The sequence below is a fragment of the Ensifer sp. WSM1721 genome, assembly GCF_000513895.2.
Classification (GTDB): Bacteria; Pseudomonadota; Alphaproteobacteria; order Rhizobiales; family Rhizobiaceae; genus Sinorhizobium.
Genome location: NZ_CP165783.1, coordinates 878753 through 894167 on the forward strand (window position 1 = coordinate 878753; position 15415 = coordinate 894167).

10 protein-coding genes are annotated in these 15415 nt (G+C 63.3%); 7 read left to right on the top strand and 3 right to left on the bottom strand.

The features are described 5' to 3' along the window. Positions 1-3 precede the first annotated feature (3 nt). The 3 genes from M728_RS21640 (at position 4) to pbpC (ending at position 8430) form a co-directional block, all read left to right on the top strand. The gene (locus M728_RS21640; protein WP_026619695.1) at positions 4-741 is read left to right on the top strand and encodes an aspartate/glutamate racemase family protein; all 738 of its coding nucleotides are present in this window, start codon (positions 4-6) and stop codon (positions 739-741) included. Between the two features lie 145 nt (positions 742-886). Further along, positions 887-6337, top strand: a complete 5451-nt coding sequence (locus M728_RS21645; protein ID WP_026619694.1) for an alpha-2-macroglobulin family protein — start codon at positions 887-889, stop codon at positions 6335-6337. Positions 6338-6345: 8 nt separating this feature from the next. Further along, positions 6346-8430, top strand: a complete 2085-nt coding sequence (gene pbpC / locus M728_RS21650; RefSeq protein ID WP_026619693.1) for a penicillin-binding protein 1C — start codon at positions 6346-6348, stop codon at positions 8428-8430. A gap of 27 nt (positions 8431-8457) precedes the next feature. Here the strand turns inward: pbpC and M728_RS21655 are convergent, their stop codons facing one another. Beyond that, the gene (locus tag M728_RS21655) at positions 8458-8826 is read right to left on the bottom strand and encodes a DUF982 domain-containing protein (RefSeq protein WP_051440843.1); all 369 of its coding nucleotides are present in this window, start codon (positions 8824-8826) and stop codon (positions 8458-8460) included. A gap of 302 nt (positions 8827-9128) precedes the next feature. On the opposite strand from M728_RS21655, the gene M728_RS21660 reads away from it, so the two are divergent. The 4 genes from M728_RS21660 (at position 9129) to groL (ending at position 12481) form a co-directional block, all read left to right on the top strand. After that, on the top strand, positions 9129-9608 hold the full coding sequence (locus M728_RS21660; RefSeq protein WP_026622714.1) for an Hsp20 family protein: 480 nt from the start codon (positions 9129-9131) through the stop codon (positions 9606-9608). Between the two features lie 121 nt (positions 9609-9729). Then, positions 9730-10239: an Hsp20/alpha crystallin family protein gene (locus M728_RS21665; protein ID WP_026622713.1), complete on the top strand. Its 510-nt coding sequence runs from the start codon at positions 9730-9732 to the stop codon at positions 10237-10239. Between the two features lie 260 nt (positions 10240-10499). Then, the gene (gene groES, locus M728_RS21670) at positions 10500-10814 is read left to right on the top strand and encodes a co-chaperone GroES (RefSeq protein ID WP_026622712.1); all 315 of its coding nucleotides are present in this window, start codon (positions 10500-10502) and stop codon (positions 10812-10814) included. Between the two features lie 38 nt (positions 10815-10852). Then, complete coding sequence (gene groL / locus M728_RS21675) at positions 10853-12481, top strand: chaperonin GroEL (RefSeq protein WP_026622711.1); 1629 nt, start codon at positions 10853-10855, stop codon at positions 12479-12481. A gap of 251 nt (positions 12482-12732) precedes the next feature. Here the strand turns inward: groL and guaD are convergent, their stop codons facing one another. Together guaD and M728_RS21685 are read right to left on the bottom strand one after the other, a co-directional pair. Continuing rightward, positions 12733-14076 carry a guanine deaminase gene (guaD, locus tag M728_RS21680; protein ID WP_026622710.1) on the bottom strand — a complete coding sequence of 448 codons (1344 nt, stop codon included), beginning with the start codon at positions 14074-14076 and terminating at the stop codon, positions 12733-12735. After that, positions 14073-15311 carry a urate hydroxylase PuuD gene (locus tag M728_RS21685; protein ID WP_026622709.1) on the bottom strand — a complete coding sequence of 413 codons (1239 nt, stop codon included), beginning with the start codon at positions 15309-15311 and terminating at the stop codon, positions 14073-14075. Before M728_RS21685 ends, guaD begins: the two co-directional genes overlap by 4 nt. Positions 15312-15415: the final 104 nt, after the last annotated feature.

Genomic DNA, 15415 nt, shown 5'->3' on the forward strand with positions numbered 1-15415 from the left:
TTCATGCGCATTCTGATCGTCAATCCGAATACAACCGTCTCGATGACCGAGAAGGCAGCGGCAGCCGCGCGCCGGGTGGCCGGGCACGGCACAGAAATCATCGCCGCCACGTCGAAGGGCGGACCGGCCTCGATCGAGGGGCACTATGACGGGGCGATCGCCGTGCCCGGCCTGCTTATGGAAATCCGTGATGGTGAGGCGGCCGGGGCTGATGCCGCGATCATCGCCTGTTTCGACGACACCGGGCTCGACGCGGCACGCACGCTCGCCGACATCCCCGTGCTCGGGCTTTGCGAGTCCGCGGTGATGACGGCCGGGCTGCTCGCCGAGCGCTTCACCGTCGTCACCACTCTCGAGCGCTCCCGCGTGCTCATCGAGAACCTAGTCCGCCGCTACGGCGCGGGCGAACGGGCCAGGGTTCGGGCCGCCGATGTTCCGGTGCTCGAACTGGAGGACAAGGCGTCCGCGGCCCTCCCCAAGCTGAAACGCCAGATCGAACTGGCGCTCGATCAGGACGGCGCCGAGGCGATCGTCCTCGGCTGTGCCGGAATGGCCGACCTCGCCCAGTCGCTCCAGCGCGAGTATGGCGTGCCGGTCATCGACGGCGTCTCGGCCGCCGTCAAACAGGCCGAGGCGCTGGTGGCGCAGGGGCTTAAAACCAGCAAGCGGGGCTCCTATGCCTCACCGCTCGCGAAGCCCTATAGCGGCGCGATGAGCGCCTTCGCGCCGATACCGACGTAAGCCTTCGAACGAATGCCTCCGGTTGCAGCGCCGATCGGTCGGCGAGCTATTCCCTCCTCCTCCCTGCTCGGTTGACAACGCCCGAGGAAGGTTGAAAGAGTGGTGCTCATTCGAAACGGGCAGCGTTGGGGAGGACTTCATGTCTATGCGCGCGTCTTTCGGCCTTTCGACCCTTCTTCTCACGCTCGTCTCCCTTGGAACGCCCGCCGCGGCGGCTGAAACCGACCGCAGGATCGAGGTCACGCGCGATGCCGACTATTTCGGCTTCGACCTGCGCACCGAGCAGAACGTCTCGCTCGATCAGTGCCAGAACGCCTGCGTTGCCGATCGATCCTGCAGGGCCTTCACCTACAATCCCAAGGTGAAGTGGTGTTTCCTCAAATCCGACTTCAATCAGCTGAACACGTTTACAGGGGCGATCGCCGGAAAGGTCGTCGAAACCGCTACAGGCGAACCCGATATCGGTGCGCCGCCCCGCCTCTCCTTCGTCTCCGACGACCTCCTGCAGCAGGCGCGCGACGTCAAGGCCAATCTTGCGCTCGCCGAGGATCAGCAGGGCTTCGGCGTCAATGGGCTGATCGAAGCGGCGCGCGGCGAGTTGACAGCTGGCAACGTGGAAAACGCCCTGAAGGCGTTCCGCGGCGCGCTGGCGATCACCCCGGAGGACGGCGAATTGTGGCTGGAGACGGCGCGCGCGGCCAATCGGATCGTCGGCAACACCGAGATTGCCGCCGAGGCGGCCCTTGCCGCCCTCAATGGCTATCAATTGACGCGCACGACTGGGAACCGCGCGGATGCCCTCGCCGTTCTCGCCAAGGCGCTCGAAAACATGGGAAACTACCGCGCCGCGCTCAGTGCCTACAAGGCGAGCCTCGAACTCGTCCAGGCGAAGACCGTGGAAACCGCCTATCTCGATCTCAAGGCGCGCCAGGGCTTCCGCGTCACCGGGCACACGATCGATGCCGACAGCGCCAGCCCCCGCGCCTGCGTGCAATTCTCCGAGCAGCTCCTGAAGAACGGTCCGGACTATGCCTCCTTCGTCACGCTCGACGGCGCGGCGCCGCAGGCCGTCGAAGCGAAGGGCAGCGAGATCTGCGTCGAAGGCCTGAAGCACGGGCAGCGCTACAAGCTTGCATTCCGACCGGGTCTGCCCTCCTCCGTTGACGAAATCATCGAAACGCCGGTCAGCCTCGATATCTACGTCAAGGACCGCTCGCCGATGGTGCGCTTCACCGGAGACAGCTTCGTGCTGCCGTCCACCGCGCGGCGCGGCATCCCGATCGTTTCGGTGAATACGGAAAGCGCCAACCTCAAGCTCTACCGTATCGGCGACCGCAGCATCTCTTCGCTACTCACAGGCTCGCAATTCCTCACCCAGCTCGATGGCTATAGCGAAGAGCTCATCAAGGACCAAAGCGGCGAACTCGTATGGCAAGGTGGCATCGATATCCAAACCGAGCTCAACAAAGAAGTGGTCACGAGCTTCCCGGTGGACGAAGTGCTGCCGAAGCGCAAGCCAGGCGTCTACGTGCTGACGGCCACGTCGGGGACCGGTCTCACCCAGGATTGGGACGCACGTGCCACCCAATGGTTTGTCGTCTCCGACATCGGCATCTCGACCTATGCCGGCACGGATGGGCTCAACGTCTTCGTCCGCTCGCTCGCGAGCGCCAAGCCGCTCGGCGATGTCGAACTGCAGCTCGTCGCAAAGAACAATGAAGTGCTCGGCACCGCGACGACCGACGCCGAAGGACGCGCAATCTTCGCCGCCGGTCTGATCCGTGGCACGGCCAGCATGACGCCTGCCGTCATCACAGCCAGGAAGGGCGATGACGACTACGTCTTTCTCGATATGACGCGCGCCGGTTTCGATCTCTCCGACCGCGGCGTCACCGGCCGCGCGGCCCCTGGCGCAATCGACCTTTTCGCCTGGACCGAGCGTGGCATCTATCGCGCCGGCGAGACCGTTCATGCGGCTGCACTCGCCCGCGACGTCAATGGCGCGGCGATCGAGAACCTGCCGCTCACCTTCGTCTTCCTGCGGCCGGACGGAGTGGAAGACCGCCGTCTCGTCAGCGGTGGTGGCAAGCTTGGCGGGCACACGCTCGATCTGCCAATCCCCGAAAACGCCATGCGCGGCACCTGGACGATGCAGATCTTCACCGATCCGAAGGGCTCGGCGATCGGCGAGAAGCAGTTCCTTGTCGATGATTTCGTACCGGACCGGACCGAGTTCGATCTGACGAGCCAAGCAAAGGCGATCGAGGTCGGAACGCCGATCGAAGTCGCCGTCGACGGCCGCTTCCTCTATGGTGCGCCGGCCGCGGGCCTGACGCTCGAAGGCGAGATTTCGGTCAAGCCGACGCGTGAGAGCGAAGCCTTCAAGGGCTACGTCTTCGGCTTGGCCGACGAGGAGGCGAGCGAGGACAGCCGTCTGCCGCTGGAAGGTCTCGAACCGCTCGACGAGAACGGGAAATCCGTCTTCAACGTGGATCTCACCGAGGTTCCAGCGACCACGCAATTGCTCAACGCCAATGTGACGGTGCGCATGCGTGAGGCCGGCGGACGCGCGGTCGAGCGTTCGCTGACCCTGCCGGTGAAGCCGGAAGGGCCGATGATCGGCATCAAACCGGAGTTCTCCGGCGATCTTGCCGAAAATTCGGTCGGCAAATTCCACGTCATCGCTATCGGCGCGGACGGGGCGAAGGTGTCGATGCCCGGCCTCGTGTGGAAGCTCGTCAGCGTCGAGCGGAACTATCAATGGTATCGCGACGGAACCGCCTGGAAATACGAACCGGTAGTCTCCACCAAACAGGTGGCGAACGGCACGGTGGATGTCGCGCAAGACGGCGCGGAGATCGCCGTTCCGGTCGGCTGGGGTCGCTATCGGCTCGAGATAGAGACGGCGGCAATGGATGGCCCTGCCTCTAGCGTCGAGTTCGACGCCGGCTGGTATGTGGCGGCGACCTCGACGGAGACCCCGGACGGGCTCGAGATCGCCCTCGACAAGGAGAACTACGCAGTCGGAGAGACGGCGAAGCTCAAGGTCTCGCCGCGATTTGCCGGCGAACTCCTGGTCACCGTCGGTACGGAGAACCTGATCACGACGAAAACGGCGTCGATCGCCGAAGCCGGTGGCGAAGTGGAGCTGCCGGTCACCGCCGAGTGGGGTGCCGGGGCCTATGTGACGGCGACGCTCTATCGCCCCGGCGACGCTCAGGAAAGCCGCATGCCGATGCGCGCGATCGGCATCAAGTGGCTGACCGTCGATCCTGCGGAACGCAAGCTTGCCATAACGCTCGACGCGCCTGAGAAGACGCAGCCGCGCCAGCCCCTCGATATCAGCTTGAAGGTGAGAGGCGCCGGCGCGAACGAGGACGCCTACGTCACGGTGGCTGCCGTCGATGTGGGCATTCTGAACCTGACGCGCTATGAAGCTCCCGATCCGGACGGCTGGTATTTCGGCCAGAGGCGGCTAGGCCTCGAGATCCGCGACCTCTACGGCCGGCTGATCGACGGCTCGCTCGGTGCCAGCGGTCGGCTGCGCACGGGCGGCGATGGAGGCCAGATGCCGCTGCAGGGCAACCCGCCGACGGAAAAGCTGGTTGCCTTCTTCTCGGGGCCGGTGAAGCTGGACGCGGACGGCGAGGCGAAGGTCCGTTTCGACATCCCCCAGTTCAACGGAACGGCGCGGGTGATGGCGGTTGCCTGGACGAAGTCCGGCGTCGGCGATGCGGCAAAGGACGTGGTCATCCGCGATCCGGTGGTCGTAACCGCAAGCCTGCCGAAGTTTCTGGCACCGGGAGACCGGGCGGAACTGCGGCTCGATGTTGCCAATACCGACGGTCCCGCCGGCGATTATCAGGTCCAGGTGACGACCAACGGTCCGGTGACTGTCGAACAGACCGGCGCCGCGGAAACCCTGCGGCTTGAAGCCGGCGGCAAATCCGCCGTGACGCTGCCGCTCGCCGGCCAGTATCCGGGCAGCGGTCTGGTGACGGTGACGCTTTCGAGCGCTGCCGGCCAATCGTTCGAACAGACGCTGGACATCCCGGTGCGGCCGGCAACGCTGCCGATCACTGAGCGCCAGGTCGTCAACATCGCCGCCGGTAGCAGCCTGACGGTCGACGACCAGCTGCTCGCCGACAGCGTGCTGCAGGGCGCCTCCGTCAGCCTCAATGTCACGCGCTCTGCCGCCTTCGATATCCCGGCGCTCCTGATGACGCTCGACCGCTACCCCTATGGCTGCGCCGAGCAGACGACAAGCCGCGCCCTGCCGCTGCTCTACCTCAGTGAGCTTTCGAAGCAATCCGGACTGGCCGAGGACGAAGCCGTGGCGAAGCGCGTGCAGGAGGCGATCTACACGGTGCTTTCCTATCAGTCCTCTGCCGGCAGCTTCGGCCTGTGGAGCCCCGGTTCCGGTGATCTCTGGCTGGATGCCTATGTCACCGACTTCCTGACCCGCGCGCGCGAACAGAAGTTCGACGTCGCGGAACAGGCAATGGTGCAGGCGCTCGAAAATCTGCAGAACGCGCTCAGCTACGAGACGAATGTCAAGGACCGAGGCAACGAGATCGCCTATGCGCTGTATGTGCTTGCCCGCAATCGCAAGGCTGCGATCAGCGATCTTCGCTACTATGCCGACACGATGCTCGGCGATTTCCCGACGCCGCTCGCAAAGGCACACATCGCCGCAGCACTGGCGCTCTATGGGGATGCCGCGCGTTCGCAGGAGATATTCGCGGCCGTGGTCAACATGTCGACGGGCCTCGTCAATGTCAGCCTCGCCCGCTCCGACTACGGATCGTCGCTGCGCGACGGCGCCGCGGTGCTGGCGCTCGCCGCCGAAAGCCGGCCCGTGCCGCCGATCATTCCCGAACTTTCGAAGATCGTCTCCAAAGAGTGGCAGCAGTCACGCTACACGAGTACCCAGGAACAGGCCTGGATGCTGCTTGCAGCACGCGCCATCCAGGGCGGCGACGAGGACATGAGGCTGGAGATCAATGGTGCCGGGCGCAGCGGCAGTTACGCCGCGCGCATCACCGGTGACGCCCTGATGGAACATCCGGTCGTCATCCGCAACAACTCCGCCGATGCGGTCTCTGCCGTTGTGACGACCGTTGCCGCCCCTCAGCAGCCGCTCTCGGCCGGCGGCGACGGCTTCACCATCGAGCGGACCTATTACACGCTCGACGGCGTCGAAGCGAATGTCATGGAGGCGCGACAGAACGAGCGCTATGTCGTCGTGCTGAAGGTGACCGAGAGCAATGACTGGCCGTCGCGCGTGCTGATCACCGATCTCCTGCCCGCCGGTTTCGAGATCGACAATCCGAGCCTCGTCGACAGCGCCCAGCTTTCGAACTTCGAATGGATCGGCGAAGTCGAGGCCGCCCATACCGAATTCCGCAGCGACCGCTTCGTTGCGGCCTTCAATCGGTCTACCGGCGACAACCGCGAGATAACCCTCGCCTATGTCGTGCGCGCCGTGACGCCCGGCACCTATGACCATCCGGCCGCAAACGTCGAGGACATGTACCGGCCGCAATTCTCGGCGCGCACGGCGACGGGCCGCATGGAGGTGCTGGCAGCCCAGTAGAGCGCGTGATGTCTATCCGGCGGAAACTATTAGTCGCCTTGCCGATCGGCCTCGTCATGACCGCGCTCGGAATAGCCGGCCTCGAATGGGCCGACCGCGCCTTTCCGCCGCCGCTCGAAAAGGCTTGGGCCGTCTCGGCCGAGGTTCTCGACAAGGACGGGCATCTGCTGCGCGCCTTCGCGACCAAGGACGGCCGTTGGCGCCTGAAGACGACGGTGGACGATGTCGACCCGCGTTTCATCGAGATGCTTATCGCCTATGAAGACCAGCGCTTTCGCAAACATCACGGGGTCGATCCCTTGGCGCTCGGTCGTGCCGCGCTGCAGTTTGTCACCAACGGCCGCATCGTCTCCGGCGCCTCCACTCTCTCGATGCAGGTGGCAAGGCTGATCGAACCGCGCGAACGGCGGACATGGACGGCGAAGCTGTTGCAGATGGCGCGCGCCATCCAGATCGAACGGCGCCTCAGCAAGAACGAAATCCTCGACCTCTATTTGACCCATGCGCCCTATAGCGGCAATCTCGAAGGCTTGCGCGCGGCAAGCCTCGCCTGGTTCGGCAAGGAGCCGCGTCGTCTTTCGATCGCCGAAGCGGCACTTCTCGTCGCCTTGCCGCAATTGCCGGAGAAACGCCGCCCCGATCGCAACCTCGCCGCCGCCGAAGCCGCCCGTGACCGGGTTCTCGCCCGCGCGGCGGTGGCCAAGGTCATCGGCCAAGGCGAGGCCGAGCGCGCGGCAATCGCCGCAATACCGACCCGACGCCTGCAGCTACCGGCCCATGCCGCACACCTCGCCGAAGCGGCGCTGCGCAAGGATCCGAAGGCGCTGCGGCATCAAACGACGCTCCGCCGCGACATCCAGCGCGGTCTCGAAGCCGCGGCACGCGAGGGCGCCGCAAGACTTGGACCCAAGGTCTCGGTCGCCATGGTGATGGCCGACATCAGAACAGGCGAGATCGTCGGAGAAGTCGGCTCGGCCGACTATTTCGACGCCAGCCGCTCCGGCTGGATCGACATGACGCGGATCACTCGCTCGCCAGGCTCGACTTTGAAGCCGTTCATCTATGGGCTTGCCTTCGAGGAAGGGCTGGTCGCCCAGGAAACGATTATAGAGGACCGGCCGGCTGACTTCTTCGGCTACCGCCCGCGCAATTTCGACATGAGCTATCAGGGTGACGTCAGCGTGCGCCAAGCGCTGCAACTGTCTCTGAATGTGCCAGCGATCCGGCTCCTCGACGCGGTAGGGCCCGCGCGACTGATGGTGCGCTTCCGCCGCGCCGACGTGCGGCCGAAGCTTCCTCCGAGCGAGACGCCGGGACTAGCTATAGGCCTAGGCGGCGTCGGCATCACCTTGCGCGAGCTCGTCCAGCTCTATGCAGGCCTTGCCAATCGCGGCTGGCCGGTGCGGCTCGGAGACGGCATAGAGGGCAAAGCGGGATTGATCGATGGCGAGCCGCTTCTCTCGCCCGTTGCCACGTGGCAAGTCGCCGATATCCTCTCGGCGGTGTTGCCGCCGGCCGGCAGCCGCCAGCGCGGCATCGCCTACAAGACCGGCACCAGCTACGGCTACCGCGATGCTTGGTCCGTCGGGTTCGACGGCCGCCATGTACTCGGCGTCTGGGTCGGCCGGCCCGACAATGGTGCCGTACCGGGCTTGACCGGTTACGGCGCGGCGGCGCCGATCCTCTTCGAAGCCTTTACCAAAGCCGGGATTGCGATCACGCCGCTACCCGACGCGCCCGGTGGCGCCGTCCGCCTCTCCCAGGCGGATCTACCGATCAGCCAGCGACGTTTTTCCATGACGGCGAGCGGTCTGCTGACGGCGTCGATCCGCGAGGCCGCGCCACAGATCGTCTTTCCGCCGGAAGGCGCCCGCGTCGAGCTCGGCGGAAGCGGCGGCAGCGCAATGATGCCGCTGACGTTGAAGCTACAAGGCGGCCGTGCGCCTTTCCGCTGGCTTGCGAATGGCCGCCCGCTGCCGGAGGTTACCCGGCGCCGTGTCAGCCAGTGGCTTCCTGACGGCGGCGGCTATTCCACACTGACGGTCATCGACGCGCTCGGGCGAGCAGCCAGCGTTCGCGTGTTCGTCGAGTAACGAGCATGCGCTACGTCAACGCCCGGTTTACAAGCTTTTGCGCCACCGGCCGGAAGGCGTAGCCTGTCCGGCCGATGAAGCTATCCTCGTTTCAGGCTGACAAGGCGGTCTTTGTGCCGGTCCTTGCGACTCGCGGGTCGGCGTATTCACGACAAGCGGCATGCCCGCCTCTAGGCAAGCGGCAATGAACGCTTCCCGCGCCACTGCGGCCGGCGTCATGCGGTTAAGCGCACGCTGGCAGGTACGCACCGCTCGCTCATAGCGCTCTCCCTTGCGCAGCGGCCATTCGTTCTCCAGAAAGTCGAGAGCCTCATAAACGGAGGTGAAGGTACGCGTCAGACCGTTCGAAAGGCGCACCGTGAGGGGGATGGTCCAGGGAATCTCATTGAGAAGCATTTTTCCTCCTTTCACATGCCGTCAATGGATTGACACACAGAGAAATATTGGCGCTCCCAGCGCAAATTCAAGAACCGGGAAAGCTATATTGCGCAGCAACTTATGCGGCTTCGCTCTACCGGTTCCGAGAGGATTTTCGGTTCTTTTGCCGGCACGCCGAAGCTCAAGCAGGATACCCCTTGAAACCGCGATCCGACTAACTAAATCGAGGGTGCGAGCCGCCTTTTCAGGGGCTCGCAGTCGGGGAGCGCCGGTCTCTTCGGCGCTCCTCATCGTCCATGTTGCTCAAGGAGGATATGGCTATGAGAACAAGCTTCGATTTCTCGCCCCTGTCACGCTCCAGCGTGGGCTTCGATCACCTCTTCGACCTGCTCGACTCAGCAAGTCGCATGGCGCCCTCCGACAATTGGCCGCCTTACGACATCATGCGCACCGGAGAGAACCAGTACCGCATCGCCATGTCGGTCGCCGGCTTCGCACCCGACGAAATCACCATCACGCATGAGCAGCAGCTTCTGACCGTGAGCGGTGAGAAAGCCGGAGAAGAAGAAGCCGAATACCTCTATCGCGGTATCGCCGCTCGCAACTTCGAGCGACGCTTCCAGCTTGCCGACTACGTGACCGTAACCGGCGCGAACCTCGCCAACGGTCTCTTGACGATCGATCTCGTCCGCGAGCTGCCCGAACAGATGAAGCCGCGTCGCATCGAGATCCAGCAGACCGAAATGCTGCCCTCCGGCGACGGCAAGAAGCAGATCGAGGGCGAAAAGCACGCTGCATAAGAGCAGTGGGCGACGCAACCCCGATCCCGCCGAAGAGCCGGCGGCGGCCGGCCCTTCGGCTCGACAAGTGGTTAGGGCGGGATTCTCGATCCCGCTCCAGCGAGAAGAAAGGAACCGACCGATGAATGTACGTGATCTCATTCCATGGGGCCGCGGACAGGCACAGGTCCCCGCGTCCTATCGCGACAGTGATCGCAATCCTTTCCTGGCATTGCACCGGGAAATGAACAGGCTGTTCGATGACGTTTTCCGTAGCTTCGACACACGCCTGCCCTTGGCTTACGGCGACCTTTCAGGCTTCGGCGGTTGGCCGAGCGTGGAAGTCTCCGATCGGGACAAGGAAATCAAGGTAACAGCCGAACTGCCGGGGCTTGAGGAGAAGGACATCGAACTCTCCATGGCCGATGGCGTGCTGACGCTGCGGGGAGAAAAGCGGGCCGAGACCGAGGATCAGGAACATCAGTTCTCCGAGCGCTACTACGGTCGTTTCGAGCGGCGCATCCCGCTCGGATACGACATAGACGAGGGCAAGGTGAACGCCACATTCAAGAATGGCCTCCTGACGGTCACGCTACCCAAGACCGAACAGGTCCAGGCCAAGACCAAACGCATCGCCATCAACAGTCAATAGTTCGTAGTGGGTGAGCCAAAGATATGGCGGCCTTCGGTTCACCCGCCACTCGCCGATCTTCCGGACGGAAATACCCTTGCTGCACAGCGCATTAGCACTCTCCGCTGGAGAGTGCTAAAATTTTCTCTGCCCCTCTTGAATTCGCTTTTCGGCAAACCAGATCAAACGTGCCGGTCGCCAAAACAAGGGGGCAGGCCCGTCCGGACTGGTCAACGGTCCGGCGGAGCGGGTTTTTCGCTTTGTTTGTCCAGGAGGAAGACATGAAGTTCCAACCGCTCCATGACCGCATTCTCGTCCGCCGTCTCTCATCCGAGGAGAAAACCAAAGGCGGCATCATCATTCCCGACACAGCCAAGGAGAAGCCGCAGGAAGGCGAGGTGATCGCCGCAGGTCCTGGCGCGCGCAACGAGCAGGGCCAGCTCGTCGAACTCGACGTGAAGGTCGGAGATCGCGTGCTGTTCGGCAAGTGGTCCGGCACGGAGATCAAGATCGAAGGGGAGGACTTGCTGATCCTGAAGGAAGCCGACGTGCTCGGCGTCATCGAGGACCTGGGCAGCGAAAAGAAGGTCGCCTGAGACCGCTCGGCCCATCGAAGTCAGTGAAGGAGTGAACCATGGCTGTCAAAGACGTAAAATTCCATACCGACGCCCGTGAACGCATGCTGCGAGGCGTCGACACGCTTGCCAATGCGGTCAAGGTGACGCTTGGACCCAAAGGCCGCAACGTCGTCATCGACAAGTCCTTCGGCGCACCGCGGATCACCAAGGACGGTGTTACGGTCGCCAAGGAGATCGAACTCGAGGACAAGTTCGAGAACATGGGCGCGCAGATGCTGCGCGAGGTCGCCTCCCGAACGAGCGAAATCGCCGGCGACGGCACCACGACCGCAACGGTGCTGGCACAGGCGATCGTCAGGGAGGGCGCCAAGGCGGTTGCCTCGGGTATGAACCCTATGGACCTCAAACGCGGCATCGATCTCGCGGTCGATAAGCTCGTCAGCGAACTGAAGGGCAATGCGCGCCAGGTTTCCAAGAATGAGGAAATCGCCCAGGTCGGCACGATCTCGGCCAACGGCGACGCGGAAATCGGTCGCTATCTCGCCGAGGCGATGGAAAAGGTCGGCAACGAGGGCGTGATCACCGTCGAAGAGGCAAAAACCGCCGAGACCGAACTCGAAGTGGTCGAAGGCATGCAGTTCGACCGCGGTTACATCTCTCCCTATTTCATAACCAATCAGGATAAGATGCGGGCGGAATTCGAAGATCCCTACATCCTCATCCACGAGAAGAAGCTCTCGAACCTGCAGGCGATGCTGCCCGTCCTCGAAGCGGTCGTCCAATCGGGCAAGCCGCTTCTCATCATCGCCGAAGACGTCGAGGGCGAGGCGCTCGCCACCCTTGTTGTCAATAAGTTGCGCGGCGGCCTGAAGGTGGCTGCCGTCAAGGCGCCCGGCTTCGGCGACCGGCGCAAGGCCATGCTGGAAGACATCGCCATCCTGACCGGCGGCTCGGTCATCTCCGAGGACCTCGGCATCAAGCTCGAGAATGTCACTCTCGACATGCTCGGCCGTGCCAAGAGAGTCTCGATCGAGAAGGAGAATACGACGATCATCAATGGTGCCGGTTCGAAGGCCGATATCGATGGCCGTATCACCCAGATCAAGGCGCAGATCGAGGAAACGACCTCGGATTACGACCGGGAGAAGCTGCAGGAGCGGCTCGCCAAGTTGGCGGGCGGTGTCGCAGTGATCCGTGTCGGCGGCTCGACCGAAGTCGAGGTCAAAGAGCGCAAGGATCGGGTCGACGACGCGCTGCATGCAACGCGCGCTGCCGTCGAGGAAGGTATCCTGCCGGGTGGCGGCGTCGCTCTCCTGCGCGTCGTCACGACGCTCGGAGACGTGCCGACGGCGAATGACGACCAGCGGGTCGGCGTCGAGATCGTCCGCCGCGCGATAGAGGCCCCCGTGCGCCAGATCGCTGAAAATGCCGGCGCCGAGGGCTCGATCATCGTCGGCAAGCTGCGCGAGAAAACGGACTTCGCCTATGGCTGGAACGCTCAGACGGGCGAATTCGGCGATCTCTTCTCGATGGGCGTGATTGACCCGGCCAAGGTCGTCCGCACGGCTCTCCAGGATGCGGCCTCCATCGCGGGTCTGCTGGTCACCACCGAGGCAATGATCGCCGAGAAGCCCAAGAAGGAGGCGCCGCCCGCCATGCCGCCCGGCGGCGGAATGGACTTCTGAGTCCGCGTTCGATCCGCGTGCGAAGAAGCAAGGGAGCGCCCCTCATCCGGCCTGCCTGCCACCTTCTCCCCGCAAGCGGGGCGAAGGAGACTCGCGGCGGCGCCTCGCTAAAAGTCCCCTCTCCCCGCTCGCGGGGAGAGGGCTAGTCCTCGGGTTAAACCCGAGGAGAGGGGCATTCCCACGCCAGATCAGCCTCTTAAACGATATTCTTTACCTTCCTGAAGAATACGCTCGCCTCCCCTGGCGAGGCGCTATGCCATCACCACAGCCTCAGCCGGCTGGGCTCTCGCCTCCGCGGGAGCGCCTTTCATCGGCCGCCCGACAACATAGACTTCGGCCACCGATCGGTCGTCGCCCATTGTCTGCAGCACGAAGAGTTCTTCTGCCAGAGACGATGCCACCTGCATTCTGAGTTCCATCGCCGGTTTGGCGCGGCTGTCGAGGATGACGATATCTGCATCTGCGCCGACATGCAGCGAGCCGATCCGATCTTCGAGGTCGAGGGCGCGCGCATTGCCGAGCGTCATCATGTAGAAGGAATTGAGGGGGGAAAGCCGTTGGCCCTGCAGATGCAGCACCTTGTAGGCCTCATCCATGGTCTCCAACATCGAGAAGCTTGTCCCCGCGCCGACATCGGTCGCGACCGAATGACGGGCGCCGAGCTTGTCGAAGCGGTCGCGGTCGAAGAGGCCACTGCCGAGAAAAAGATTGGAGGTCGGGCAGAAGACGCCGACGGCGCCCGTCTCGGCCAACACCGATATTTCCCGGTCGCTCAGGTGAATGCAGTGGCCGAGCAAGGTCTTGCGGCCAAGCAGCTCATAGCGCGCATAGATGTCGGTATAGTCCTGTGCCTCCGGATAAAGCGAAGTGGCGAAGGTGATCTCGTCCCTGTTTTCGGAGAGATGCGTCTGAACGTAGCAATCCGGATGTTCCGCGACGAGCGCCCGGCTCATCTCCATCTGTTCGGGCGTCGAGGTAATGGCAAAACGCGGGCTGATCGCGTAATGCGCGCGGCCGCGCCCGTGCCACCTGGCAATGAGTTGCTTCGTTTCGTCATAGCCCCTCTCCGGCGTGTCGCGCAGCGCTTCGGGGGCATTGCGGTCCATCATCACCTTGCCGCCGATCATCAGCATGTTTCGCTCCTCGGCCGCGGTGAAGAAAGCATTGACGCTTTCCGGATGCACCGAGCAATAGGCAACGGCCGTCGTCGTGCCGTTCGAAAGAAGCTCGTCCATGAAGCGGCCGGCAATAAAGGCCGCGTGCTCAGGCGCCCTGAATTTCTGCTCCTCGACGAAAATATAGGTGTTCAGCCATTCGAGAAGCTGTGCGCCATAGGAGGCGATCGCCTGCGTCTGTGGGAAATGCAGGTGAGTGTCGATCAATCCGGGCAGGACTAGATGCGGTCGATGGTCTGCGATTTGCACGCCGCTGTCCGCCTGTTTCGCCACGTCGCCATAGGGGCCGACTGCGGCGATTTTGCCGCTGCTGACAAGCACGGCGCCATCTTCGAGGAAGCGGTAGGACGATGTGTCGTCGATGCCCTCGGGCTCCCGGATGAAGGTCAGCACCCGGCCGCGGATCAGCAAATCGCTCATTGAATTTTTCCTTCCTTCACGGCGGTCTCGTACCAGGCGGTGAGCAATTGCCGTTCTTCCTCGGTGACCCCGGTGACATTGGCGGGCGGCATCGCATGCGAGCGCCCCGCTTGGAGGTAGATCTCGCGAGCATGCGCGACGATGTCGCCATCAGTTTCAAGGACGACGCCCTTCGGTGGCACGATGATGCCCTCCCAGCCGGGCTCCTGCGCGTGGCACATGGAACAGCGGCCAAGCACCGTATCGCGGACTTTCGAGAAATCCGGCGACGCGATGACGGCCTCACCGGCCGTGGAAGCCCTCGCCTCCCCGCCTTCGGAGAGAACCTTGGGCACGGTGGAAAGCCACATGATGACGATGAAAAGGAGCACCGTGACGAGCCACGTCCAGGTCGGGCTGCCGGCGCGGGCATGCCGCGTGTTGAACCAGTGGCGGATGGTGACGCCCATCAGGAAGACCAGCGAGGCGATGATCCAGTTGTATTGAGTGCCGAAGGCGAGCGGATAGTGGTTCGACAGCATCAGGAACAGGACAGGCAACGTCAGGTAGTTGTTGTGTGTCGAGCGCTGCTTCGCCTGTTTGCCGAGCGCCGGATCGGGCGTGCGGCCGGCGATCAGGTCGGCAACGACCTTCTTCTGGTTCGGAATGATGATGAAGAACACGTTGGCCGACATGATCGTCGCCGTGAAGGCGCCGAGGTGCAGGTAGGCGGCGCGCCCGGTAAAAAGCTGGGTATAGCCCCAGGCGACGGCGACGAGCACGAAGTAGAGCAGCACCATCAGCCGCGTGTTGTCGTTTCCGAGCGGCGAGCGACAGATCGTGTCATAGGCGACCCAGCCAAAGGCAAGCGAGGCGAGCGAGATGGCGATCGCCGTCGGCTTCGACACGTCGAGCACGTTCGGATCGATCAGATAAAGATCCGCGCCGGCGTAGTAGACGAGTGCCAGCATGCCGAAGCCCGAAAGCCAGGTGACATAGGATTCCCATTTGAACCAGGTGAGGTGCTCGGGCATGTTTTCCGGCGCCACCAGGTATTTCTGGATATGATAGAAGCCGCCGCCATGGACCTGCCACTCCTCGCCATGGGCGCCAACGGGCAGACCGGGGCGCTGCCTGAGGCCGAGATCAAGCGCGACGAAATAGAAGGATGAACCGATCCAGGCGATGCCGGTGATGACATGCAGCCACCTCACCGCAAATGTCAGCCAGTCCCAGGCGATCGCGTATTCGTACATTGAGGCCTCCCATTTCTTTGGGCTGCATTATGTGTCATTGCTTGCGGGGGCGAGAACGCTGCGAGATCACCAACTCTTTCAAAAAAAACTATAAAATGGCCGAG